This is a genomic window from Mucilaginibacter gossypiicola, assembly GCF_900110105.1.
In the GTDB taxonomy this organism is placed as follows: domain Bacteria; phylum Bacteroidota; class Bacteroidia; order Sphingobacteriales; family Sphingobacteriaceae; genus Mucilaginibacter; species Mucilaginibacter gossypiicola.
The window spans coordinates 37,974-64,233 of the sequence record NZ_FOCL01000021.1; the positions used below are offsets into that span (position 1 = coordinate 37,974).

Annotated in this window: 21 protein-coding genes; 14 read left to right on the forward strand and 7 right to left on the reverse strand. The window is 44.1% G+C overall.

The features are described 5' to 3' along the window. Window positions 1–18: 18 nt before the first annotated feature. The 4 genes from BMX50_RS33355 to BMX50_RS33370 all read left to right on the forward strand — a co-directional run bounded on the left by BMX50_RS33355 (window position 19) and on the right by BMX50_RS33370 (window position 8,208). Entirely contained in the window at window positions 19–1,179 is a 1,161-nt protein-coding gene (locus tag BMX50_RS33355) for an acyltransferase family protein (RefSeq protein WP_091222325.1), read from the forward strand. A 21-nt stretch (window positions 1,180–1,200) separates the two neighbouring features. Then, window positions 1,201–3,471, forward strand: a complete 2,271-nt coding sequence (locus BMX50_RS33360) for a beta-N-acetylhexosaminidase (RefSeq protein ID WP_091222330.1) — start codon at window positions 1,201–1,203, stop codon at window positions 3,469–3,471. A gap of 246 nt (window positions 3,472–3,717) precedes the next feature. After that, window positions 3,718–6,024, forward strand: a complete 2,307-nt coding sequence (locus BMX50_RS33365) for a glycoside hydrolase family 3 N-terminal domain-containing protein (protein ID WP_167668174.1) — start codon at window positions 3,718–3,720, stop codon at window positions 6,022–6,024. A gap of 6 nt (window positions 6,025–6,030) precedes the next feature. Beyond that, on the forward strand, window positions 6,031–8,208 hold the full coding sequence (locus BMX50_RS33370) for a GH92 family glycosyl hydrolase (protein WP_091222341.1): 2,178 nt from the start codon (window positions 6,031–6,033) through the stop codon (window positions 8,206–8,208). A 132-nt stretch (window positions 8,209–8,340) separates the two neighbouring features. On the opposite strand, the gene BMX50_RS33375 is transcribed toward BMX50_RS33370, so the two are convergent. After that, window positions 8,341–9,141, reverse strand: a complete 801-nt coding sequence (locus tag BMX50_RS33375; protein ID WP_091222345.1) for an SDR family oxidoreductase — start codon at window positions 9,139–9,141, stop codon at window positions 8,341–8,343. Window positions 9,142–9,252: 111 nt separating this feature from the next. On the opposite strand from BMX50_RS33375, the gene BMX50_RS33380 reads away from it, so the two are divergent. Further along, window positions 9,253–9,771 (forward strand): lipocalin family protein, encoded by a 519-nt coding sequence (locus BMX50_RS33380; protein ID WP_091222349.1) that lies wholly within the window; start codon window positions 9,253–9,255, stop codon window positions 9,769–9,771. 119 nt (window positions 9,772–9,890) lie between these two features. On the opposite strand, the gene BMX50_RS33385 is transcribed toward BMX50_RS33380, so the two are convergent. Beyond that, window positions 9,891–10,505: a NanQ anomerase/TabA/YiaL family protein gene (locus tag BMX50_RS33385; protein ID WP_091222352.1), complete on the reverse strand. Its 615-nt coding sequence runs from the start codon at window positions 10,503–10,505 to the stop codon at window positions 9,891–9,893. A gap of 267 nt (window positions 10,506–10,772) precedes the next feature. Here BMX50_RS33385 and kduI point away from each other — a divergent pair, with 267 nt between their 5' ends. The 3 genes from kduI to BMX50_RS33400 all read left to right on the forward strand — a co-directional run bounded on the left by kduI (window position 10,773) and on the right by BMX50_RS33400 (window position 13,687). Then, window positions 10,773–11,603: a 5-dehydro-4-deoxy-D-glucuronate isomerase gene (gene kduI, locus BMX50_RS33390; RefSeq protein ID WP_091222359.1), complete on the forward strand. Its 831-nt coding sequence runs from the start codon at window positions 10,773–10,775 to the stop codon at window positions 11,601–11,603. 27 nt (window positions 11,604–11,630) lie between these two features. Further along, window positions 11,631–12,446 carry an SDR family oxidoreductase gene (locus tag BMX50_RS33395; RefSeq protein WP_091222364.1) on the forward strand — a complete coding sequence of 272 codons (816 nt, stop codon included), beginning with the start codon at window positions 11,631–11,633 and terminating at the stop codon, window positions 12,444–12,446. A gap of 461 nt (window positions 12,447–12,907) precedes the next feature. Then, on the forward strand, window positions 12,908–13,687 hold the full coding sequence (locus BMX50_RS33400) for a DUF4350 domain-containing protein (RefSeq protein ID WP_091222373.1): 780 nt from the start codon (window positions 12,908–12,910) through the stop codon (window positions 13,685–13,687). 325 nt (window positions 13,688–14,012) lie between these two features. On the opposite strand, the gene BMX50_RS33405 is transcribed toward BMX50_RS33400, so the two are convergent. The 3 genes from BMX50_RS33405 to BMX50_RS34835 form a co-directional block, all read right to left on the reverse strand. After that, window positions 14,013–15,797 carry a DUF885 domain-containing protein gene (locus tag BMX50_RS33405; protein WP_091222376.1) on the reverse strand — a complete coding sequence of 595 codons (1,785 nt, stop codon included), beginning with the start codon at window positions 15,795–15,797 and terminating at the stop codon, window positions 14,013–14,015. A gap of 196 nt (window positions 15,798–15,993) precedes the next feature. Beyond that, the gene (locus tag BMX50_RS33410; RefSeq protein ID WP_091222380.1) at window positions 15,994–17,475 is read right to left on the reverse strand and encodes an OmpP1/FadL family transporter; all 1,482 of its coding nucleotides are present in this window, start codon (window positions 17,473–17,475) and stop codon (window positions 15,994–15,996) included. A gap of 33 nt (window positions 17,476–17,508) precedes the next feature. Further along, on the reverse strand, window positions 17,509–18,465 hold the full coding sequence (locus BMX50_RS34835; RefSeq protein ID WP_208864855.1) for a hypothetical protein: 957 nt from the start codon (window positions 18,463–18,465) through the stop codon (window positions 17,509–17,511). Between the two features lie 100 nt (window positions 18,466–18,565). On the opposite strand from BMX50_RS34835, the gene proS reads away from it, so the two are divergent. The 5 genes from proS (at window position 18,566) to BMX50_RS33440 (ending at window position 23,126) form a co-directional block, all read left to right on the forward strand. Next, complete coding sequence (gene proS / locus BMX50_RS33420) at window positions 18,566–20,038, forward strand: proline--tRNA ligase (RefSeq protein ID WP_091222390.1); 1,473 nt, start codon at window positions 18,566–18,568, stop codon at window positions 20,036–20,038. A gap of 164 nt (window positions 20,039–20,202) precedes the next feature. Further along, on the forward strand, window positions 20,203–20,574 hold the full coding sequence (locus BMX50_RS33425) for a four helix bundle protein (protein ID WP_091222394.1): 372 nt from the start codon (window positions 20,203–20,205) through the stop codon (window positions 20,572–20,574). Between the two features lie 124 nt (window positions 20,575–20,698). Beyond that, window positions 20,699–21,838, forward strand: coding sequence for a cystathionine gamma-synthase (locus BMX50_RS33430; protein WP_091222397.1), 1,140 nt, complete (start codon window positions 20,699–20,701; stop codon window positions 21,836–21,838). 22 nt (window positions 21,839–21,860) lie between these two features. Further along, the gene (locus BMX50_RS33435; RefSeq protein WP_091222401.1) at window positions 21,861–22,268 is read left to right on the forward strand and encodes an SMI1/KNR4 family protein; all 408 of its coding nucleotides are present in this window, start codon (window positions 21,861–21,863) and stop codon (window positions 22,266–22,268) included. 18 nt (window positions 22,269–22,286) lie between these two features. Continuing rightward, window positions 22,287–23,126, forward strand: coding sequence for a TIGR02757 family protein (locus BMX50_RS33440; protein ID WP_091222404.1), 840 nt, complete (start codon window positions 22,287–22,289; stop codon window positions 23,124–23,126). Window positions 23,127–23,136: 10 nt separating this feature from the next. Here BMX50_RS33440 and BMX50_RS33445 read toward each other — a convergent pair whose 3' ends face one another. Together BMX50_RS33445 and BMX50_RS33450 are read right to left on the reverse strand one after the other, a co-directional pair. Then, window positions 23,137–23,346 carry a hypothetical protein gene (locus tag BMX50_RS33445; protein WP_091222408.1) on the reverse strand — a complete coding sequence of 70 codons (210 nt, stop codon included), beginning with the start codon at window positions 23,344–23,346 and terminating at the stop codon, window positions 23,137–23,139. 165 nt (window positions 23,347–23,511) lie between these two features. Beyond that, on the reverse strand, window positions 23,512–24,570 hold the full coding sequence (locus tag BMX50_RS33450; protein ID WP_091222411.1) for a nucleoid-associated protein: 1,059 nt from the start codon (window positions 24,568–24,570) through the stop codon (window positions 23,512–23,514). A gap of 191 nt (window positions 24,571–24,761) precedes the next feature. On the opposite strand from BMX50_RS33450, the gene mnmE reads away from it, so the two are divergent. Next, on the forward strand, window positions 24,762–26,129 hold the full coding sequence (mnmE, locus tag BMX50_RS33455; RefSeq protein WP_091222415.1) for a tRNA uridine-5-carboxymethylaminomethyl(34) synthesis GTPase MnmE: 1,368 nt from the start codon (window positions 24,762–24,764) through the stop codon (window positions 26,127–26,129). Window positions 26,130–26,260: the final 131 nt, after the last annotated feature.

Genomic DNA, 26,260 nt, shown 5'->3' on the forward strand with positions numbered 1-26,260 from the left:
CTAAGAGCATTATAACACATGGCAACAACGGTAATCAATCAGCAGGGTTCCTTTAAAGATACAGGCAACACAAAGGCCAACCGCCCAAGGTTGCTTTCGCTTGATTTTTTCAGGGGATTTACTGTAGCTGCCATGATCCTGGTAAATGATCCCGGCGATTGGGGACATATTTACTGGCCGCTTGAACATTCCAAATGGAACGGCTGTACCCCAACAGACCTGGTGTTTCCTTTCTTCTTATTCATGGTGGGTGTATCCATTGTGTACGCCATGCAAAGTAAAAAGGTGGAGGCGCCCAATCATAACAAATTGCTATTATCTATCCTACGACGTACGTTAATCATTATAGCCCTTGGTGTTTGTTTGCCATTGATCAACGATTTTCAATTCGCGCATCTGCGTTTTCCCGGTGTGTTGCAGCGCATCGGGCTCGTATTTGGCATAACTGCCTTGCTGTATGTTAAAACCGGCATCCGTACACAGGTAGTTATTGCCGTAAGCTGTCTTATCGGTTATTATTTATTAATGACGCTGGTACCTGTTCCCGGATTCGGAACGCCAAACCTGGAACCGGCTACCAATTTAGGAGCCTGGATAGACAGATCGGTTTTTACCGAAAACCACCTCTGGGGGGCATCTAAAACCTGGGATCCGGAAGGCTTGCTGGGAACAATCCCTTCGGTTGCCACTTGTTTATTAGGGGTATTTACCGGCACCTGGCTTAAAACCGGCAAATTTAAAACCAGTATCGATCTGTTTAAAATGATGGGTGTGGGTTTGGTATTGATCGTGCTTGCCTTGATCTGGAATACTTTCTTCCCTATCAATAAACAATTATGGACAAGCTCATTCGTATTGCTTACTGCAGGATTAGCTATTAATATCCTGGCGCTTTCCTATTGGTTTATCGACATACGAGGAAATAAGGCATTGCTGCCGCCATTTTTAGCTTTTGGCCGTAACGCCATTGCTGCATATGTTTTGGCCGATATTATTCCTGCTGTAATAGCGGCAATCCCGGTGGGGAAAACCAATTTATGGTCATTTACTTACAATAATGCATTTGTGCCATATCTTTCGCCCGAAAATGCATCGCTGGCGGGTGCTATCTTAACTGTGCTGATCATTTTCATCCCTGTTTGGATCCTCTATAAAAAGAATATCACTATCAAGGTATAGCCTTGCTCATCATCTGCTGAAATGAATAAAATACTATCTTTTAAATATATTGTACTATTCGCCTCGCTGTTTTTATCGGTAACAACAGTAAATGCGCAGTTTCATATTATCCCGCAACCGGTAAGCTTGACAGCTGGCAAAGGCAGTTTTGTTTTGAATAAGAATGCTGTTATTGGGGTCAACAAGGAAACCGAGCCGATAGGTAAATATCTGCAGGATTACCTGAATCAAAATTATGGGCTGCAAACAACGGTGAAGGTTTTTGATAAGATCCCGGCTAATACAGCTATCAGGTTAAACAATGTTTGGTCGAACGCGGAGAGCGCCTATACCATGCACGTAACCCCGGCGTCGGTAAGTATCAGCGGTAACGGAGCAGGTGTGTTTTACGGAGTACAAACATTGATTCAATTATTGCCGAGAGATAAAAGTCCGGTATTGAAAATAAGTGCATGTACTGTTGCCGATCAGCCGCGTTTTGGCTGGCGGGGGTTGAGCCTGGATGTAAGCCGCCATTTTTTTACTGTTGATGAGGTGAAAAAGTATATTGATGTAATGGCGCACTATAAGCTCAATACCTTTCACTGGCATTTAACCGACGATGAAGGCTGGCGCATCCAGATTGATAAATATCCCCGCCTTACCGAAGTAGGTTCAAAAATCAGTTATTATGCCAAACGCGGTGAGTTCCGTAAGCTGGATAACCTGATTGATGACGGCCGCGATGGCTTTTACACAAAGGACGAAATTAGAGATGTGATCAAGTACGCGCAGGACAGGTTTGTGACCATCCTGCCCGAAATTGAAATGCCGGGCCATAGCGAGGCTGCAATTTTTGCATATCCTCAGTTAGGCTGCCAGGACTCGACGGGAGCCAAACACCGGGTACGGATGCTCGACCCAAGTGAGTATACCTTCAAATTTATGGAGGATGTGTTGACTGAAGTGATTGCCCTATTCCCGAACCAATACATTCACATTGGTGGTGATGAGGCGGAGATGGTAGACTGGCTGAAAAGCCCGACCGCAGTCGCCCTCATGAAACGTGAGCACTTGAAAAGTGAAAAAGAAGTTCAGAGTTATTTTATTAAACGAATAGAAAAATTCCTGCTCTCAAAAAATAAGCGACTGGTAGGCTGGGACGAAATCTTGCAGGGCGGCCTTGCTGAATCTGCAACAGTAATGAGCTGGCAGGGCGAAGCCGGAGGGATAGCAGCCGCCAAAATGCATCATCACGTGGTAATGACACCTTTACCATACATGTATTTTGATGCCCCGCAAGCCAATGAAGACCTGGAACCCATAGGCTGGAACCCGCCGGTTACCTGGCAAATGGTGTACAATTACGAGCCGCAATCAAAAGAACTGACCAATGCCGAGACTGAATACATTTTAGGTGCGCAGGGCAATATCTGGAATGAAAAGGTGCCTAACGCGCAGCACCTGCAATACATGGTTTATCCCCGGGCCCTTGCCGTGGCCGAACTTACCTGGAGCCCCAAAAACGAAAAGGACATTGAACGTTTCGGCTGGAAAATGAAAAACCAATATGGCTTGTTCAAACTGTGGAATTTTAATGCCCGTCTGCCTGATATTGAAGGGGTTGATAATGTCATCACCAATAAAAGCAGGTTTAAATTAACACTGAATTACCCGCTTCAAGGGGCTAAAGTACGTTATGCCCTAAACGGTAAAATGCCGGATAATAATAGTCCGTCTATGCCTTTCCCGGTAAATATCAATGTACCTTTAAAAGATAGTATCGGCTTAAGAACATTTACCACCTGGACGCTGAATGATCAGCATATTCGCCAAACGGCCAGCATCAAGCGTGTGAGTATCAAGCCTGCACACGAAAAAGTAGCTAAGCTGAAACCCGGCATGGCCTATGAGGTTTTTAAAACCGGGGAACGTGATATAGCCAAACTGCAAGATGAAAAGCCAGCAGAAACGGGTGAAACAAACCTGATTGTGCCTGTTAGGCCTGTTAGCGAAGGCTTAATTAATTGGGTGAAAATTAAAGGTTTTATTAAGATTGATAAAGAAGCGGATTATGAGCTAACTACAGGTTTTGAGGTTAGTCCGGCTTTGTTTTTGGATGAGGTGCCGGTGATAAAAATGGGGTTGAATACCTATGTTGAACCGCAAAAAGCATTGTTGCACTTGAAAAAGGGCGTATATTCCTTGAGGGGGCATTACATCGCTGATAAAGTCAATGAAAACCAGACCCTTATTGAACTGAAAATTGTGGGAGGGGAAAAGCTTTATCCGAAATTTTATTTGATGCATTGAAAATAAACAACGTCATTGCGAGGAACGAAGCAATCGCGAACTATACAGAGTAGGCGTTTTCTCCATTGGTTTTTGAAAGATGAAGATCGGTTGGAAATGTTGATAAAAAAGCCATGTCATTGCGAGGAGGTACGACGAAGCAATCTCGTAGTTATGCAGATCGAATATGCATTGGCTACTAGATTGCCGCGCTACGCTCGCAATGACATGGTTTTTATAGTAAATAAACTATTAAACCACTTACCTATGCAAAAGAAATTATGCCTACTCATTGCGTTTGCTTTTGTAATAAAAACGGCCGGCGCGCAGGTTTATAAAGATCCTAAAGCACCGATAGCTGAGCGGGTAAAAGACCTGCTGAGCCGCATGACGCTGGAAGAAAAGGTAGGCCAGATGAGCATGAACTCCTTAAAAGGCTCCATGCAAAACCCAATTGCTTATGGCGTGTGTGAAAGCCCTTTTACCAATATCAACGATATTACAACGCTATCCATCGCCGCAAAAAAATATGCTAAAGAAAAAACGCGTTTAGGGATCCCGCCCATACAAATAGGCGAATGCCTGCACGGGCAACTGGCCGCAGGAGCAACTATTTTTCCACAGGCTATAGCACAGGGAAGCACCTGGAACCCGGCGCTGATTGAAAAAATGGGCGCGGTAATAGCTTATGAAGCATCCTCATCGGGAGTTGACCAGGCGCTTTCACCGCTGTTTGATCTCATCCGCGATCCGCGTTATGGCCGTAACGAAGAATGTTATGCTGAAGATCCATATCTTGTAAGCAAGATGGGTACTTCATTTGTGATAGGTATGCAGGGCGAGCCTTCACAAACAAAAAACGGCATAGGTAAAGATAAAGTAATGTGTACAGCTAAACATTTTGCGGCCTATAGCATCCCCGTGGCGGGTATTAACCTGGCCCCGGCATCGGTAGGGGAACGCGAGTTAAGGTCGATGTTTTTGCCGCCTTTTAAAGATGCCGTGCAAAAAGCAAATATTTATGCGGTAATGCCTGCTTACAATGAAATAGATGGCGTCCCTGCACATGCTAACCGTTTCCTGTTGCAAACCATTTTAAGGCAGGAGTGGGGTTTTGAGGGCTATGTTTTTTCGGATTATGAAGGCCTTAAGCATTTATATACTTTTCACCATATTGCTAAAAATGCGGAAGGAGCGGCACCCATCGGCCTGAGCGCAGGGGTTGATCTCGAAGCGCCAAGTTCAGATGTATACGGCAAACTCATCGGCCTTGTAAAGGAAGGTAAAGTAAAAGAAGCACAAATAGATAGCGCCGTTGCCCGCATCCTCACCATAAAATTTAAAGCAGGTTTGTTTGAAAAGGGACTTCCCGACACCTCGGCATTAAAAAAACGGGTGCATACACCGGATCATATCGCCCTGTCGCAACAAATAGCCGAGGAATCTATCATCCTGCTCAAGAATGAAAAACAGCTTTTGCCGCTCAATATGAACAGCCTCAAATCACTCGCGGTAATAGGCCCAAACGCCAACCAGGTTCAATATGGTGATTACAGTTCAACCCGCGATAGTCGCTCGGGTACAACCGTGCTTAATGGCATTAAACAATTGGCGGGTAACAAAATAAAGATCAATTACGCCAAAGGCTGCGCCCTTTCGGGTTCAGATAAAAGCGGCTTTGCCGAAGCTATTGCAGCAGCAAAGAACAGCGATGCGGTGGTGGTAGTTTTAGGCACTACCAGTGTAGTATTCTCGGGTGTTGGCTGGAATGGCCACGCACCCGAAAGCGAACCGAAAGACCCTTTTACCTGTGGCGAAGGTTATGATGTTACGGACATTAATCCCGATGGTGTACAGCGGGAGTTATTACAAGCTGTTTATAAAACCGGTAAGCCGGTAATCCTGGTGCTGGTGCATGGCAGGCCGCAAAGCATCGGTTGGGAAAAGGAAAATATTCCGGCCATTGTGGAGGCCTGGTACCCCGGCGAAAAGGGAGGTAATGCCATTGCCAATATCCTGTTTGGGAAGGTGAACCCATCGGGTAGGCTCACAGTGTCTATCCCGCAGTCAACCGGGCATATCCCGGTTTTTTATAATCATGTAGCATCCAATAAAGGTTTTTACCATAATCCTGGCTCACCCGAAAAACCGGGGCAGGACTATGTTTTTTCTTCGCCCGATGTGTTGTTCCCTTTTGGTTATGGTTTGAGTTATACTACGTTTAAATACAGTAATATACAGGTTTCGGCAATATCTTTCGGTAAAAACGAGGCGGTAACTGTTTCGGTAGATGTTACCAATAGCGGTGGCATGGCCGGTGAAGAAGTGGTACAAATGTACCTGGGGAATAAAGTAAATTCGGTAACTACCCCGGCGATGGCGCTCAAAGGTTTTGATAAGGTCAGCCTTAAACCCGGCGAAACCCAAACAGTGAAGTTTACTATAAAGTCAGAAGATCTTGCCATCTGGAACAACCAAATGAAGCTGGTGACCGAACCCGGTACATTTGATGTGATGATAGCCCGTTCGGCCGAAGATGTGGTGTTGAAGAAAACGCTGGAATATAAAGAGTAACAGATCATGAGAAAGCTGATTGCCATTTTATTTGTGTTGATTTTGGGTGTAAAGGCTGATGCCCAGTCGTATAATAAATACGTAAACACGTTCATTGGCACATCTGCCACAGGCCACACTTTTCCGGGGGCTACGGTTCCCTTTGGCATGGTACAGCTCAGCCCGGAAACCGGCAATTTCGGCTGGAATTATTGTTCAGGCTATCGTTATGAAGATACGGTGATCACAGGCTTTGCCCATACCCATCTGAGCGGTACAGGTGGCGTTGACCTGGGCGATGTTTTGTTCTTCCCATTTCATGGCAAAGAGCCTCAAAAGTTTCAAAGTAAATTTTCTCATCAACAGGAAAAAGCATCGCCCGGCTACTATGAGGTGCTTTTGAGCGATAATAATATCAAAGCTCAACTCACGGCCTCGGCCCATACCGGCTTACACAGATATACTTTTACTAAGGCAGGCAAGGCTCACCTGCTTGTTGATATGCAAAGCGGCCTGGTGGAAAGCGCCGAACAACTGGCCGAACATGTATCTGACGGGGAGATCAGCATCGACAGTAAAATAACCATCAGTGGCTATGCTTTTACAAGCCAGTGGGTTGATAAAAAGGTATACTTCACAGCTATATTTAACCGCCCGTTTACTGGTCACCATTTTATTGATGGGGATAACAAACGCCGCCTGGTGCTGGATTTCGATCTGAAACCCGGAGAAGTAGTTGAAGCTAAGGTCGGCATTTCTGGCGTAAGCATTGCCGGAGCACGCAAAAACCTACTGGCCGAAACACAATACAAAACTTTTGAGCAGGTAAAAACTGAAGCCGCCCACGCCTGGGAAAGCAACCTCGGTAAACTTAAAGCCGAAGGGACAGAAAAGGAGAAGATAGCCTTTTATACCAGCCTGTACCACGCCCTGATCCAACCCAATAATATTGCCGATGTTGACGGTCAATATCGTGGGGCTGATAGCCTGGTGCACCGCTCGGTCGACAAAGTATTTTACTCCACATTTTCCTTATGGGATACTTATCGGGCAGCCCATCCGCTATACACCATCATTTGCCCTGACAGGGACGGACAGATGGTAGAAAGCATGTTACAGCACAACGATGTGGCCGGTATGCTCCCCATCTGGACGCTGTGGGGTAAGGAAAGCTTTGCCATGATCGGTAACCATGCTGTGCCTGTAATTGTGGATGCAGCCCTGAAAGGCATCAAGGGATTTGACAAGCAAAGGGCTTTTGAGGCCATCAAAAATACGCTCACACAAAATAAAAACCCTAAGTACGACTGGAGCCTGTACATGCATTACGGCTACCTGCCATCAGACACGGTAAAACGTGAAGCCGTTTCCCGTACTTTGGAAGCCGCTTATGACGACTGGTGTGCCGCCCAACTGGCCAAAGCGCTGAACAAACAGAGCGACTACTCATATTTCATTAAACGCTCGCAGTTTTATAATAACCTGTTTGATAAAAGTACCCGGCTCATGCGCGGTCGCAAATCAAACGGCGAATGGGTGACGCCCTTTGCCAACCTGGATAGCGGTCAGCTGGCTATAGGCGGCGATTATACAGAAGGTAATGCCTGGCAGTATACCTGGCAGGTACAGCATGATATTCCGGGTTTAATTAAATTGATGGGTGGCAAGAAGGCGTTTTCGGGTAAGCTGGATTCATTGTTTACCATGGATTCAAGGGTGTTTGGCAAAGGTTCAACACTTGATGTTACTGGGTTGATAGGGCAGTACGCTCATGGCAACGAACCAAATCATCATGTGGCTTACCTATATACATTTGCTGGCAACCCCGCCAAAACACAGGAACTGGTGAGGCAGATAGCTGATCAGTTTTATGTGAACAAACCCGATGGCCTGTCGGGCAATGATGATTGCGGACAAATGTCGGCCTGGTATATTTTTACGGCGATGGGTTTTTACCCGGTTAACCCTGCCGATGGGCGGTATGTTTTTGGTGCACCGTTATTGGATAAGGTAAATATCGCTTTGGTTGGCGGTAAAAGCTTTGTGATTGAAGCAAAGAATTTATCCGGAAAAAATAAATATGTGCAAAGCATCAGTCTGAATGGTAAGCCTTATACCAAAGAACACATTACCCACAAGGATATTATGAACGGCGGGAAGCTGGTGTTTTTGATGGGGGATCAGGCGAAAGTGCCAGTGTATTAAAAAACGTCGCAAGTTCAAGCGTCCACGCTTGAACTAAGAAGGTAAGCGTCCACGCTTATTTTATTGTACGTGAGCGTGGACGCTCACTTTCGGAGGTTATTCAAGCGTGGACGCTTGAACCTGCATTTAATGCTACAACAAAACCTGGTATTGATAACCCAATATCGGCCCAACATTCACACTCTCCACAATCTTCCATTCCTTCAACTCTTTAATAAACTCCGGTTTTTCAAAACCCGAATCAAGGGCCGCTTGTGTATAAAAATTGGCTTTAGCGGGATGAACCGGTGAGCATCCATTAAAAAGATGGCCAAAGGCCTGCTTGGCCAATATAGCTTTGCTGATACCGATACAGTCATCCAAATGGATCAAGTTTACAGGGGCATCTCCATTAGGGATGGCCTTTTTGCCCGCAAAAAAACGGCCGGGATTACGTCCGGGGCCAATCAATCCTGCAAAGCGGATAATGGTTGTTTTAAAGCTATTTTCAGCACGGAAAAGGTTTTCGGCTTCAAATAAAACCCTGCCTGCTTCAGTATTGGGTTGAGGATCGGTTTCTTCGTTCACATGTTGATTACTATCGGCATAAACCCCTGTGGAGCTAATAAACACCAAGTTTGACACAGCAAACTGTTTTATAGCATTAATAATACCTTTAATTTTCTCAATAAAAGCTGCCCCTTCTCCGCTACGGCTTTTTGGTGGAATGGCTATCCACAACACGTCACAATCAAAAAAATCGGCATCATATATTTCCTCGCCCGGCGAGAAATTTACAATATAGGGTTGGATGCCTTGTGCCGCCAGATCATCTGTTTTTGCAATAGAAGTTGTTGATCCCTTTACCTGCATACCATCGGCAACTAATGCTTTACCTAATGCGCTGCCATACCAGCCGCAGCCTAAAATACTGACCTTCGTTTTACCGGGCATGTTATAAAATAATGCTTTGGCGCAAAGGTAATTAAATAATGATATGGCGCTTGGCTGTCGTTAATATGCTTTTGTTTTAAACTTTTTGGGCATAACGGGCGTTATTGGTTTATGAAGAAAGAGATCATTGCAACCTCTGTAGCATTAGGATTAACAGCTTTGGCCTTACAAGCTGCGCGCTGCAAGCCGCTTGAAACTGTTCCTTATGTAGATTTGAAAAAATATGTCGGTTCCTGGTTTGAGATTGCAACTTTCCCGCAATGGTTTGAGTCAGGATGCACTTTTACCTCTGCGGCCTATGGTTTAGCCAAAGACGGCAGCATCATAGTTAAAAATCGTTGTATAAAAGAAAATAAAATAAAGATTGTTGAAGGGCGTGCTGTGGTTGCCGACAGAACAAGCAACGCAAAATTGGAAGTTCAGTTTCAGTGGCCGTTTAAAGGTAAATATTGGATCATAGCCCTGGCCGATGATTACAGCTATGCTATGGTGGGGCACCCTAACAGGAATTACTTATGGATTTTGAGCCGCCGTTCAACGTTGGATGAACAGATTTATAATCAGTTATTGGTACAAGCGGCAGAGCAGGGTTTTGATGTACGGAAGCTGGTGAAAACGGTGCAGGTCTGAATCAGAATAGAAAAATATGTCATTGCGAGCGATAGCGTGGCAATCGCGTACTATACAGAGCTGCTATGCTTCCGTGCGATTGCTTCGTCGTTCCTCCTCGCAATGACATAAAAAGAGTATTACTTAATCTCCTTTATCTTAATAACCAGTTTCTTCACTTTATCATAACCATCAACCTTGATATTTGGCCTGTGACCATCGCTTGGGAAAAACAGAAAAAACTCATCGGGTGTAGCAGTAAAGTATTTACCATCTCCGCTGTAATTGGCAAAATCTTTTTCCGGATCATAAGGTTTGGTAATCATCAGGCTTTCAATGGGGGCCACGCCAATTTTTTCTTTCCCTTTGATCACATATTGCAGGTCGATATAGTTTTGGTGCGATTCCCATAGGGCGTTTTCAGGCTCTTTTGAAGGGCCTTCGGTGATCATGGCATAAACATTATCACCATCTAAAGGATACTTGCCCGGTTCAATTTGCTCAAGGTTACGTTCGCGAAGAAACTCAAACGCTTTATCCCAGGCGGCTTTATTGGCAGCATATTGTTTGGCAAATTCAACATTGTTTGTTGATGAGTTTAACTTTAGTTTTAAACCATTGGCCCAAACGCGGTCTTTAACCCAGGTTTTAGCACTTTTAGCTGTGATCTCCTGTTGTTGGGCCGAAACACCCGCAGTAGTAAGCGAAAGAAGAATTACCAACATGATATTTTTATAAGTTATTAAATGTTTCATAGTTTTAGTTATTTATCGGTTATTGAATTGGTAGCACAGCCAAATGCTGCGGTTAAGGTATTCAATTATACAAGCTTAAATAAATAAAACAATATACTAACCGTTAAATATTTACTTTAACGTTATAGTTTCATTTTTATTAGCGCTAAGGTACGGCAGATAAACTATAACGTTGAAGTGAAAATAAGGATTAAATGGTTTTTGAAATCGTTTTTAAGGTTGTAGACTTGTAATTATTAACCAGTATATGATAAAACAACATTTGCTTTGAAAACAATACACAGTGTCCACCCCTCGGATTTTAAAAGCTACGATACTACCACCATACGCGAACGGTTTTTGATTGATAAACAGGTTCAGCCCGATCAAATTAATTGTACCTATACCCATTACGACAGGATGATTGTTGGCATGGCCAACCCGGTAAATAAAACACTCGAACTGCCAAACTATCCTAATCTGCGCGCCGATTATTTTTTAGAGCGCCGCGAGATAGGGATCATTAGTGTGGCCGGTGCGGGTGTGGTAAAAGCCGATGGACAAGCTTTTGAAGTGAACAAGCTCGACTGTCTTTACATTGGAAAAGGAACTAAAAGCGTGACTTTTGAGAGTGCCGATCCATCAGTACCTGCTGTATTTTACCTGCTCTCGTCGCCTGCACATGCGGTATATCCAACAACCCTGCTCACCCATGCCGATGCGGTTAAGGTTGAGCTGGGCTCGGTAGCAACAGCAAACAAACGAACTATCAATAAATATATTCACCTGGAAGGTGTACGCAGCTGCCAGCTGGTGATGGGTTTAACCATACTTCATGAAGGCAGTGTTTGGAACACTATGCCGGCGCACGTGCACGACAGGCGTATGGAAGCTTATTTTTATTTTGATGTTCCTCAAGGCCAAAAGATTTTCCATTACATGGGCGAGGGACAGGAAACAAGGCATATCACCATGGATAATTATGATGCCGTGGTATCGCCGCCATGGAGCATCCACTCGGGCAGTGGTACGTCAAACTACAGCTTCATTTGGGGTATGGCAGGTGAAAACCTCGACTATACCGATATGGACGCGATAGCCATAACTGATCTGAAATAATCATACATCAACAGAAAACATAAATAAGTGGATAATCAATTTTCATTAGCTGGTAAAGTAATTGTAGTAACCGGCGGAACAGGCATATTAGGCAAAGCTTTTATTGATGGTATAGTTGAAGCAGGTGGTGCGGTAGGCATCCTTGGTCGTAACGCTCAAGTGGCCGAAGAACGTGCTAACGCGATAAACGCAGCCGGAGGTAAGGCTATAGCACTGGTTGCCGATGTTATGAACGAGGCCGAACTGGTAGCTGCCAAAGATAAGTTGTTAGCAGCTTTCGGCAGGATAGATGGCCTGGTGAACGGTGCCGGAGGCAACATGCCTGAAGGCGTTTTACAACCGGATGAAGATATTTTTAAAATGAATATCGACGGCATGAAAAAAGTGATGGACCTGAACCTTTGGGGTACACTGATCCCTACGCAGGTTTTCGGCGAAGCCATTGCTCAAACAGGTAAAGGCAGTATTGTTAATATATCCTCAATGAACAGCAAAAGAGCTATAACCAAAGTGTTAGGTTATAACATGGGCAAAGCTGCCGTTGATTGCTATAATCAATGGTTTGCCGTTGAGCTGGCTAACCGTTATGGCGATAGCATCAGGATGAATGCATTGGCACCTGGCTTTTTCCTTACCGAACAAAACCGTAACCTGCTCACCAAGCCCGAAGGTGGTTATACCCAAAGAGGCGAACTGGTAATTAAACAAACTCCATTTAAACGTTTTGGTCATGCCGATGAGCTTAAAGGCGCATTGGTATGGTTATTAAGCGATGCCTCGGCATTTGTAACCGGTTCGATGATCTGCGTAGATGGCGGGTTCTCGATTTTTGGGGGAGTATAAAGAACTAAAATATCGTTAGTTATGTCATTGCGTGGAGGAACAGCCTGTCCCGAACCTTTTTCGGGAACGAAGCAATCGCACGGAAGCATAATCGCTCTGTATAGTATGCGATTGCCACGCTATCGCTCGCAATGACATGATTTTATTAAGCCTGCGGTGATAACACCGAACACAAGCTGCAAAACTGAACCCAGATAGAAGTGTTCAGTTTTTCAAAAAACACGGTGTTCAGTTTTTGAGCTTGCGAAAAGTTAACTTATTGACTATCAATTCATGTGTGTTCAGTTTTGCTAAATAGGTTATTTTTACTGAAGCTAACTTGTTGATTATCAATGTTGATTTTTTTTGAAAGTAAATGCAAGTGTTTACACCTAAAAAAACTGAACACCTGGTAAATAGATAGAAAAGTTAAATCTGTGGTGACAACACCTAACACAGGCTAACCAAATAATAAACCTATTATGAAACTAAGATCATCACTTATCGCCCTGTTCACCCTTGCAGGTTTTGCCGCGAACGCCCAAACTGTAACGCTCGATTATTACTTTAATCACGAAGTACATAAAGGTGCAAACGGGCAACCGGAGCGTTTCCATTACCTTTGGGATGAAACGGATAACAACGGTTTTAAGATCTTTGGCGGGGCTTTTACAAGTCGCGGCGCTAAGCTGGATACGCTTGGTTCAGCGCCAACTTTGGACAACCTGAAAGGATCATCTGTTTATATCATAGTTGATCCGGATACCAAAAAGGAAAGCCCAAATCCTAACTATATCCAGGAAGAGGATATTGAGCAGATTGCCGCCTGGGTTAAAAAAGGTGGTGTTTTACTAATGATGGCAAATGATAGTGCGAACGTAGAATTGCCGCATTTCAATAACCTTGCTGCTAAATTCGGGATGCATTTCAATAATGATCTGCAAAACCACGTAATTGATGATGCCCATTTTGAGGATGGTGCTGTTTACGTTAAAAACAACCCGGTACTTAAAACCGCGACCAAAGTTTTTATGAAGGATGCATGTTCAATAGGTTTAAGCGGCGCTGCTGTACCTGTACTTAAAAACAAAGAAGGGGCAACCATTATAGCATCTGCCAAATATGGCAAAGGAACTGTGATAGCCGTTGGTGACCCATGGTTGTATAATGAATATGTTAACGGTAGACTGCCTGCTGGATACGAGAATGATAAGGCTGCGAAGGATGTAGCGGAATGGTTGTTAAAGCAGGCGAAGAAGTAACGTAGTGCCTATTAATAACCGTCATTGCGAGGAACGAAGCAATCGCGAACTATACAGGGCGGACCTGCAAATTGGGGATTGCTTCGTGCCTCTCTTGTTACAGATTGCACGGCACAAGTGAGCCCCCCTCCAGTCAACCACACAACACTTGCGCCATTGGGGACGCTATGCAAAGTGCGCAATGCATGTTGTAAAAACAGAGCGTAAAAGATTTCTCCTCACGCCACCACGCATTCCCTGGATAATTCATTTGAAATGCCATGAAGGTTAAAAACGAGAAAGCCGGATATATTAATCATCCGGCTTTTTCGTTTGAGAATATGTCTTACAAAGCCTTCTCCTTCGGCACAAAATCATTCATTACCGCTTCGCGGATCAATGCCGGTGGCAAAATACCTTGCGACAGGATGAAATCATGGAAATGCAAGGCGTTGAATTTACTACCCAAAGCTGCTTCGGTGTCTTTGCGAAGGGCGATCATCTTGGTAAATCCATAAAAATAACTGTTAGCTTGGCCCGGGGCGTTAATGGTATAACGCTCAACTTCCTGGCGGGCAAAAGCGCGTGATTGTACCACATCGTTCATCAGTACGTCAAGTGCCTGCTGCTGGGTGATTTTACCGGTCTGTAATTCAGGGTCGAGAAAAGCACGGGCGGCCCTGAGCAGGCGATAATCTAACGAAACCAGCTGGCCTTCCAGCGGCATATACGGGCGGGTAATATATTCCGAATATAAACCCCAGCCTTCTACGTTGGTTGAGTTAAAGGCATAAAGAGCACGCGCTTGTGACACACCTTCTTCTACCATTTTATCAAACTGCAATTCGTGACCTGGCCTTGCCTCGTGAGCTATGATGGTCCATGAGGCGGCATCGAAAGTAAAGTCGTCGTATTTGTCGGTTGCTTTTTCGCCAGGCGATGCAGGCATATTTAATGGCAGTACAAATACACCGCGCTGACCGGTATTATTCAGAAATGGTGGTGGTACCATGTGGGGAGCAGGACTCTGTGCAGTTTCGGCGGCAGAAGCTAAACGGATAATAGCCGGGCGGTTTGGCAGCGTTACCAGCTGATGCTCGCGGATAATACCTTCAATATCCTTTAAATGCTGTTCGTATAACGGAATGATAGAATCGCCATGGATCTGTTCTTTCTTTAGCTCACGGATCACAGCACGATAATCGCTTGACGGCAAATTGCGTTTTTTTGCTATCTGCTCGGCAATAGGTTTCATTTCATCCTGGATCTGGTTGAATAACGCATGTGCCATTTCAGCAACTTTAGCCGGCGGAATATCTATACCATAAGCTTCGAGGTTCATGGCATACTCTTCCGGTGGTAGGCGGAAATCGGTACGGGCTTTTACCAATACATTTGCTTTTACCCATTTATCATAATCTTCCAGCTGTTTTTTAAGTGTGGCATAGGGTTGTTCCCAGCCGGTCACCTTGTATTTGGTGCAAAGCTCGGCAATACCGCCAACGATGCTTGCATTGCGTGAAAGATCGGTTTCCATCTGTTGCTTTGACGGATAGATCATGTTTTTGCCTGCCATCTGTTGTTGTACGCGTTCTTTGTAAATGGTCGCCAAAGGTTTATAGCCTTTCTCCAAACCGGCATATTTACGAATGCGCATTACGGCTGCCTGGCGGCGGGCTTCAGGGGTTTGGTCATCAAGCAATGTTTCCAGTCCGCTATAAATAGTTGAAGATGCGTTCAGGAAGGGTACCTGGCGGCTCAGTTCAAAGTCCTGCTGACGGAAGCTCAGTTTAAGATGGGTTATAATGATGTTAATATCCTGCTGAATAAAGGTGTTTTTTTCAGTTTTAAGAGCTTCCGTAAGTTTGGCAACAACGGCTTCCTCATCTTTGCGCTCGGCCCTGATATTTTGCAAGGTAGGTACGGCTATATGGCTATCGTATTCTGCAAGGCCTTGTGATGATCCGTACTCGGGTGAGTATTTTTTGTCCAGATCGATGATGATCTTCGTGTACTCGTTTGATTTGGCTACCCAGGCTTTTGTTTCGGCCGATTGCTGAGCAGCTGCATTAAAGCAGATGCCGGTCAGCAACATAAATATGCCTGTACTTTTTAGTAGGTTTTTGTTCATGGTCAATTTAAATTATGAAGGGCAAGTTACTTAATTTGACCGTTGATTTTTTTGATTGCGTTGATTTCGCTGACGATGTTGGAGAGAGGGGATTTTAAGGATGATTCTTTTGATAAAAAAACAGCCTCTCTTTCAAGGTGAAAGAGAGGCTGAACAGATCAACGCAATCAGCGTAATCAATCAAAGAAATCAATGGTTAAAAGCGGTATCCTAAAGTAAGGAACGCGTTGTTGTTAACTTTTTTCAAATCAGCAAAAGGACTTGTTGCACCAACATCATAAGGGAAGATGGTTTGGTTGCCGGTTACCCTTGCATAGGTAGCGTCAATAAAATATGCACCAAAATGAACGCCTATACCGCCACTAACAGTTTTGATATCACTACCCAGATCTTTCATTGGGTTGCCTTGCTGACTGTAGCCGCCACGTAAATAAACCAGGCTGTTTACATTTATTTCGGCACCAACGTGCAGGTTCACTGTTGAACGGTAAAGTGATTTGATATCGCTGTTATCGCCATCGGCAGTGTAGCTGTCATTACTGCTTAAGTGGGTTGTTGTATAATCTATATATTCAACATCACCGCTGATGAAGCCGTATTTGCCTATGAATACTGCTGCGCCTCCTGCCAGTTTTAATGGGGTACGCAGATTATAGCTTAGCTGATACGGATCGGATAGATTTCTGTAACTATTGCCTCCGGTGTATTGGGTTTGAAGGCCTTCGGTGTATGAGTCATCAATATTATAAAATGTTGGCGAAGTAAATACGAAACCTAAACGTACAGCCTGCACCGGTTTATAAATGATACCCAATTTGGCATTGAAGCCCGAGCCTTTAGTAGCCTGGCTTTGCAAAAAGGTTGATGAAAAGTCGGTAGGGGCACCGCCATTAGTTATAACAGCGTTACCATTTTCGGTGAAGGCGCTGTTTGAGTTATACCTGATATCAGTAATCGCCAAACCTAAACCAACATATAGTTTATTGCTGTAATTGGCACCAAATGAAAGGTTAAACTCCGACTGCCCACCGGTGCGGGTAATACCAGCCAGCTGCCTCACCGGAACATTCACTGTGCTTGAATATGAATCTGGGTTAGATGCAGGTCCAAAGTTATCGATCAGGATATGGTCATAGGCCCAGCCATCAAGTCCGTTGGGATTAACACTGCCATATTGAGATACCTCGCGTTTTGCGATACCCGCGTAGTAGTCAGAAATAGAACTTGTTTGGTTTGTGCCACCGTAAGCAACATTTTCATAGAAATTGTTGGTACGGCTGTAACCTGCGCCGTAATTAATACTTAGCCAGCCTTTGCTTTTATCCTTGTGTGTGGTATTAAGCTGCTGATATAACACTACAGCGGCATTGCTCATGTTTACATCGTTGCGGTTTGCGCTGCCTGGCTGCCCAAAAAAGCTTGAGTTTATTTTTGAACCATTGTACTCGGGTGTAAGGCTAACTTCCGAATGGGTAAAAAATCCCAAACCCGCAGGGTTTCCGCTTATTGAGGTCAGATCGCCACCTATGGCCGTACCCGCGTTGCCGATAGCCTTGATGCGTGATGTTGAGCCGGTTTGAAAGGTAGAAAACCTGATGGCATCCTGTGAGTATTGAGCAAAGCTATCTTTAGTAATTGCTACTATAGCAATTACGCTTAGTAAATACTTGATTTTCATAAAATTCAGGTAAATAAAATATAAGATTTAGGTTTATGGTCTTGATGGTCTGCCGCCGCCACCTCCGCTGCTGCTGCCGGTGCTGCGTGAACTGCCGCCACTGCTTGAGCTTGACGATGGTGTATAAGATGGTTGCTGCGATGTACGTTCAACCTGTGGCTGCCTGTAAACAGGCTGTGCATCACCCCTTGATGGCGCTGCATCCGTACGTGCCGGACGTGCATAACGGGTACCATTGTTGTTATAGCTATTACTGCCGTTATTACTGCCGTTATTACTGCCGGTGCTGTATGTACTGTAAGTATTTGTGCGGCTGCCGATGGGCCTGTTGCGGCCTCCCGGAATATAACCTATACCCGAAACTGCGCTGTTAACCGGACGGCCTCCACTGCCTGCAAACGGGTTACCGTTGCCACGGTAAGGTCGCGCTGTACCCGATGAAGCATATCCGCCACCGTAATAACCGCCATATCCGCCTCCATAACCATATCCGCCGCCGTAATAACCGCCATAGCCGCCGTATCCGTAGCCTAATCCCCAGCCGCTGTAGTAACCGCCGTAGCCATATCCTAATCCCAGCCCCAAGCCGCCGTAGTAGCCGCCATAACCTAATCCCCAGCCGTTGTAATAGCCGTCATAGTAGCCTAAACCACCATAGCCTAATCCATAATTGTAATAAGGATAGTTGTTATATGCTGAGTAAAAATCGTCGTAATAACCAAAAGGAGAGAAGTAACTGAAACGGTTTATGCGTGAAGCGTAATCATCATAATAAAAGTAATCATCGTCGTCATCGCTGTAAGTATCTTCCTGGGCAACCGGAGTTTGGTTGTAGGCAGGCTGCTGCGCATAAACAGGTTCACTGCCCGCTCGCGCGTCAGAAAAATAAACATCGTCGTTACTTTGGTTTGATGCAAGCTTGGTTGTAGAGCAGGAACTCAGCGCCATGGCACCGATAATAAACATTCCTATCGCGATGTTCCGTTTCATATGCAGGTAAGTAAAAAGTGCAAGGTCAAATAAGTTTTAAATTTATAAATTTGGCAGCAATATACAACAATTACAGAAGTCCAAATTCTATCCAATCAATATGAGCAAAGGTGTTATTAGTAAAGACGAAGATTATTCGCAATGGTTTAACGACTTGGTAATTAAATCTGACATGGCCGAGTATTCGCCGGTTAGAGGCTGTATGATCATTAAACCCTACGGTTATTCGATATGGGAAAAGATCCAGGCGGTACTTGACGAGATGTTTAAAGATACCGGGCACAGCAACGCGTATTTCCCGCTTTTAATCCCTAAGTCTTTTTTTAGTAAAGAAGCCAGCCATGTTGACGGTTTTGCAAAAGAATGCGCCGTTGTTACCCATTACCGCCTCAAGAATGATGGTGAAGGCAATATTATTGTGGATGAAGAAGCAAAACTTGAAGAAGAGCTGATCATCCGCCCAACATCAGAAACCATTATCTGGAACACCTATAAAGGCTGGATCCAATCATACCGCGACCTGCCTATCCTGGTAAACCAGTGGGCCAACGTAATGCGCTGGGAAATGCGCACCCGTTTGTTTTTGCGTACCAGCGAGTTTTTATGGCAGGAAGGCCATACCGCACACGCAACAGCTGATGAAGCCATTGCCGAAACCGAGCAAATGCTGAACGTATATGCCGACTTTGCCGAAAACTGGATGGCGCTACCGGTGGTAAAAGGCCGTAAAACAGCTAACGAGCGTTTTGCAGGAGCCTTGGATACTTATTGTATTGAGGCATTGATGCAGGATGGTAAAGCTTTACAAGCCGGTACATCACACTTTTTGGGACAGAACTTTGCCAAAGCTTTCGATGTAAAGTTCACCAATAAAGAAAATAAAATTGAGCATGTTTGGGCTACCTCGTGGGGCGTTTCAACCCGTTTGATTGGTGCGCTGATCATGGCCCACAGCGATGATGCGGGTTTAGTATTGCCACCAAAACTGGCACCAATTCAGGTAGTAGTTGTGCCGATTTACAAGCACCAGGAAGAACTGGATAACATCAGCGCGTACGTTGATTCGTTGAAAAAAGAGCTAAAGGCCAAAGGTATCTCTGTGAAATTTGATAACCGTGATACGCATCGCCCGGGAGCTAAATTTGCTGAATACGAACTGAAAGGCGTACCGTTGCGCGTAGCCATAGGCAGCCGCGATATGCAGAACGGTACCGTTGAGCTGGCCCGTCGTGATACTAAAACCAAAGAAACTACCACACAGGAAGGTCTTGCCGGTAAAATAGAAAGCCTGCTTGAAGAGATCCAAAATAACATCTACAAAAAAGCGTTCGATTTCCGTGCTGAAAATACTACCGAGGTTGATACCTGGGATGAGTTTAAACGCCTGTTAGATGAGCAGCCGGGTTTCCTGAGTGCTCACTGGGATGGCACATCCGAAACCGAACAAAAGATAAAAGAGGAAACTAAGGCGACAATCCGTTGCATACCTTTGAATAACAAACAGGAAGAAGGCAAGTGTATTTTTACCGGGAAACCTTCAACGCAGAGGGTGCTTTTCGCGAGGGCGTATTAGGTTTGGGTGAGTGGTTGATTGAGTTGATTAGGTGAGTGGTTTATTTTTGGTGAATGGGTGATTAGGTGAGTGGTTGGTTTTAAGCCCCATTTGCAGTAATCTATGTTTCTTAATAATTTTATCATCTGTTTAACCTAAATAACCAATCACTAAATTAATATTCGATGGCCTCATTCACTGATCTTGAAACATGGAAGCAAGCAAGAAAGATTAGAAATACGATATCCGGGCTTGTAAAAGAGTTTCCTGTTGAAGAAAAGTACCGACTGACAGATCAAATCGTTCGTTCTTCTCGTTCTATAGGCAATAATTTAGCCGAAGGGCATGGCAGGTTTCATTACCAGGACAATATTCGTTTCTGCATAATGGCCAGAGGTTCCTTAACAGAGACACTCGACCATTTAATCGTAGCCTTAGATGAAAAGATTATAACTGATGAAACCTTACGAACTTTTCAGGCGGAATACGAAAGTTGCCTGAGATTAATAAATGCTTACATTCAATATTTAAAAACAAAAAAGGGGGCAGTTGATTAGGTGAAAGGGGCAATTAGGTGAGTAGTTAATTAGGGAGAAGCAAACCACTCACCTGATCAAATCAATCAACTATTCACCAACCACAACCACTCACTTAATCAACCCAATCAACCATTCACCATATATGAAATTCGCAACTAAAGCAATACACGCAGGGCAGGAGCCCGATCCAACAACCGGCGCTATCATGACGCCGATATACCAGACTTCAACCTACTGGCAAAAATCGCCGGGGGATAATAAAGGTTATGAGTACTCGCGTGGCACTAACCCAACCCGTAAGGCTTTGGAAGACTGTTTGGCAGCCTTGGAAAATGCTAAGTTCGGTTTGGCTTTTTCAAGCGGAATGGGCGCTACCGACGCGGTGATGAAACTACTTGCTCCGGGCGATGAAGTGATTACCGGGAATGACCTGTATGGTGGTTCGTACCGGATTTTTACCAAGATCTTTGCCAACTATGGGGTTAAATTCCATTTTCTGGATCTGTCTGATCCGGAACTTGTACGTGCCCATGTGAATGACAAAACCAAACTGGTTTGGATAGAAACACCTACCAACCCTACCATGCGCATTGTTGATGTGGAAGCCATAGGTAAGATCACCAAAGAAAAGAATTTACTTTTTGTGGTGGATAACACTTTTGCATCGCCTTACCTGCAAAACCCGATTGACCTGGGAGCAGACATCGTGATGCACTCCGTAACCAAATACATCGGTGGCCACAGCGATGTGGTAATGGGAGCCTTAATGCTGAACGATGAGGAGCTTTACAAAAAGCTCTGGTTCATTTACAATGCCTGCGGTGCTACACCGGGGCCAATGGATAGCTTCCTGGTGCTGCGTGGTATCAAAACCCTGCACCTGCGTATGAAAGCGCATTGCGGGAACGGCCGCCATATAGCTGAGTTTTTGAAAGACCATCCTAAGGTTGAAAAGATCTACTGGCCTGGTTTTACCGACCATCCTAACCATGATATAGCCAAAAAGCAAATGCGCGATTTTGGGGGCATGATTTCCATCGTATTAAAAGGTGCCGATCTGCAGGAAACATTCCGCATTGCATCGTCATTCAAAGTATTTTCACTGGCCGAATCATTAGGCGGTGTTGAATCACTGATCAATCACCCGGTAAGCATGACCCACGGTTCAATCCCTAAAGCTGAGCGTGAAAAAGCCGGGGTAGTTGATAACCTGTTGCGTTTGAGTGTAGGTGTCGAGGATATTGAGGATTTACTGGAGGATATTAAACAAGCGCTGAGCTAAAGCCTTTAATCAAAACTTTCTTATGGAGGATTGGATAAAGGAAGCTATTGCGTTTTGGGATGAATGTGAGGTGAAAATGAACCCACCAGCAACTGCCGCTGATTTCGAGAAAGCTGAAACTATTCTAAGTTTTAGCTTTCCTGATGATTTTAAAGCGCTTTATGCTGTTGTAAACGGATTTTACGGGTATGAATGGCAGGAGTATATGTTTTCTTTTTGGTCACTCGATAGGATTATAGAAGAATTTGTCGAAAGCAAGAACAAGAATATTATAGGCTTTTGTGATTTTTTAATAATGAGCCACGTTATCGGCTTTAAGAGAAATACGGTGGGAATTTTTAATGATTATTCAATCGACTGCGAACCTATTGCCCTTACTTTTATGGAAGCAATAGGTATGATAAACAGCGGTTCACGTGAAATATATTAAATGTGAACTTTTCGGCACATGGATATAGAATCTGATAAGAACAATTCCCCCTTTAGGGGGATAGGGAGCGAAGCTCTCAAAGCCTTCCTCGACGCTAAAGTTGCCCAATATAATCGCTCTGAATTTATTGAGAACGACCCGATTATCATCCCGCACATGTTCAGCCAGAAGCAGGATATTGAGATCATGGGCTTCTGGGCGGCCACATTAGCCTGGGGACAACGGGTTACCATCATCAGGAAATGTAAGGAACTCATCACCTTAATGGATGGCGCTCCTTATGATTTCATCATTAACCATGAAGAACCCGATCTTAAAAAGCTGCTGAAGTTTAAACACCGCACCTTTAATGATGTGGATACTTTATATTTCATTGCTTTCTTCAGACAGCATTATGAAAAGTTCGAATCGTTGGAGGATGCTTTTGTACCCCCCAGCCCCCTAAAGGGGGAGCAAAAGATGCAGGCAGTTGAAATTGCTTTAAACTATTTTCGGGCTTATTTTTTTTCTTTACCTGATTTTCCTCATCGAACTAAAAAGCATGTTTCGTCGCCTTCGCAAAAATCAACTTGTAAGCGCTTGAATATGTTTTTACGCTGGATGGTACGTAAAGACGATAATGGTGTTGACTTCGGCATCTGGAACCGTATTAAACCAGCCGACCTGATCTGTCCGCTTGATTTGCATGTGGACAGGGTATCGCGCAAGCTTAACCTTATCAACCGCAAACAAACCGACTGGCAAACTGCCGTTGAATTAACCGAAAGACTCCGCGAGTTTGACCCGAACGATCCTGTTAAATATGATTTTGCCTTGTTTGGATTGGGGATTGAAGAACGTTGGGGAGTGCAGTTTTAAGTTTAAGAGTCTATTTACTCAGCACTACCACATCCGGTTTAGGCGTTTCAACAAGTTCTGTGCGTACTAATGTTCCGTTATTAAAATAATAGTAATGGTATGATAGTGGTTTCATTTGTGGATCTGCCGCAGCTACTCGTCTGTATACGGCATGTTGCGATGTTTCTTCAACTAATTCCAGGTTGTACTTTTCTGAATTTTTAAACTCACTTTCACTCATCCCGATGGTGTAGTGTTTTACACTGCATCCAGAGAGGAGCAGTAGAATTGACAAGCATATAATTGAGTTTTTTAAGGCAGACATGTGATCAAGTTTATTTTTCGTTATGCAGGTATGACTGTCACGAAAAACAAAGGTTTATCCACTATCTGTTATTTTTTGCGATTATGCTTCCTCCTTAAAATAAACCTTATAGTAATTCATTGCCCGGCCATCATCAAAGCCTTTCTCAATCAGCTCCTTATCGCCGTGGATATAGATGTGGAAGTTTTTATCGAGCTTTAACACGCTTTTATAAACACGGGCCTGTTTTTTTACCGCGTTTTCTGAAATGATGAAATTATCGGCAATAGGACTGTCAAACTCTTCCTCATATTGGTTCTTGAAGTTTTTGAACGACTCAATGGCCTGCTCATTGCCAATTACCTCGTTCGAGAACTCTTCCATATCAAAAGTTTCTTTCTCCTTAAAATATTTCATGGAGCGGTTGAGCAGGTCGATTTTATCGGCCTTGCTCATTTCAAATTCTTCGTCGATTTTTTCGGTGATAAAGTTTTTGTAAATGCCGAGCGTATTATTGGTTTGGTTAAAACTATCGTTACGGATCTTTAGCTGCAGAAAGTCATCTTTCCAGAATCGGGCAGCTTCCTGTCCGTTGTTTGTTTTATCAACCACAACTACTTTATAACCGTTCTCTTTCTCAATGTTGAAGATCAGTACTCCTTTATCCAGTTTGTTGATGTTGATGGCGTCCTGCTCATAGTCAACCTGGAAACCACCTTTATCCGGGTAAACTTTTAAATAAGTTTCCTTATTTTCTGATTTGAATATACCGATTGCATCCAGCGGGTTGCCTTCAATTTGTACTTTATTGAAGTAAACCACGTAAAGCTCGCCGCCTTTGATGTTAGGGTGGTTGGTCACCTTATACAAATGCTTCGCTATTTTCTCAGATGCCTCATGAAATTTAGTGTTGTCATCAAATACCTGCGTAGCAAAGTGATGCAGCTCGTTCAATTCCAGATCGCCGCTACTGTGCATCAGGTGGTAAACCTCATTCGCCTTTTCAAAAGGTTTCAGAAAATACTGCATAAGCAGGTTAGGGATGATCTCATCTTTCAATTCAAGCGGTTGATCAGATAGCGCATACATCTCTTCCTGCGACTGATTACCAACATGATGTACCGAAATAGTTTCGAGCGAAGCTTCAAAAAAAGTTACCATAATTGGTTGCGAAGGTACGTTTTTTAGTCATTAGGTCATTTGCCTGCGCGTCATTAAGTCATTGAAAAGTAGTTCATGGTCGAGCCGCTCATTGTTCCTGTTATTTTATTTTACTTTTGCCCTGAGATCATTTTGCGAACAGTTGGCTATACCAATGACCTAATGACTCAATGACCCAATGAATGATTCAAATGACAGATAATACCGATACCATAGTGGCCCTTGCCACACCAAACGGGGTGGGCGCCATAGCTGTGATCCGCCTTTCGGGCCCGGATGCCATAACCATTGCCAATAGCGTTTTTAAAGGGAAAGACCTGAGCAAACAAGCATCACATACTATCCACTTTGGAAGCATTGCCGATGGCGAATTGATTTTGGACGAGGTGCTGGTATCGCTGTTTGTTGGTCCGCGGTCATACACCCGCGAAAACGTGGTGGAAATCTCTTGTCATGCTTCGGGTTATATTATTGAAAGTATCATCAAACTGTTCATCAAAAAAGGTGCTCGTTCAGCCAAACCCGGGGAATTTACGCTAAGGGCATTCCTGAACGGTCAGCTCGATCTAAGCCAGGCCGAAGCCGTAGCCGATCTAATAGCATCCAACTCCAAAGCATCACAACAAGTGGCATTGCAGCAGCTCCGTGGAGGTTTTAGCACACAGTTACAAGCCTTGCGCGAGCAATTGGTAAATTTTGCATCACTCATTGAGCTTGAGCTTGATTTTGCTGAAGAAGATGTTGAGTTTGCCAATCGTGACCAGCTGAAAAAACTCATTCTCGAAATTACGAAGATCGTAGGTCGGTTAATCCAATCTTTCGAGTTAGGGAATGCAATTAAAAATGGTGTAAACACCGTAATAGCCGGTCGGCCAAATGCTGGTAAATCTACCTTGCTAAACGCGTTGCTTAATGAAGAACGTGCCATAGTGAGCCATATTCCCGGTACTACAAGGGATACCATTGAGGAAGTGCTAAATATTCAGGGTATTAATTTCAGGCTGATAGATACCGCCGGGATCCGTGAAGCTACCGATGCCATTGAACAGATAGGCGTACAACGCACCATGGAGAAAATCAGCCAGTCGGCCCTGTTGGTTTATGTTTTTGATGCGACAGAAATTACCATTGAAGAGCTGAATAAAGACATAGAAAGCCTGCAGAAACCTGGAGTTACTATGCTTGTGGTAGCGAATAAAGCGGACCTTCTTAATCCAGAACAATTGTCGGCTCTGCCGCATACCGATAGGGCAATCATTATCTCGGCCAAAGAAAAACGCCATATTGATGAGCTTAAGCATAAAATTTACTCATCGGCAGTAAAAGACCAGCTCAGCGGTGATGAAACGCTGGTAACCAATATACGTCACCTCGAAGCCCTGCAAAAAACCGAAGAAGCACTTGTAAGAGTGTTGGGTGGTATAGATGGCAATATCACATCTGATTTTTTGTCGATGGATATTAAGCAGGGATTACATTATCTTGGTGAGATTACAGGGGTGGTTACTACTGATGATTTGCTGGAGAATATTTTTAGTAAGTTTTGTATCGGTAAATAGGACGGCTATCATACCTTTGTATTTCTTTTCATTTTGTGTTGATTTACAATAAGTTATTGTTTATCCATCTTCCTCGCTTTTCATTTATTTCGCCCAGGTTTGTTTCAAATTTGTAAAACGATTGATCAAGT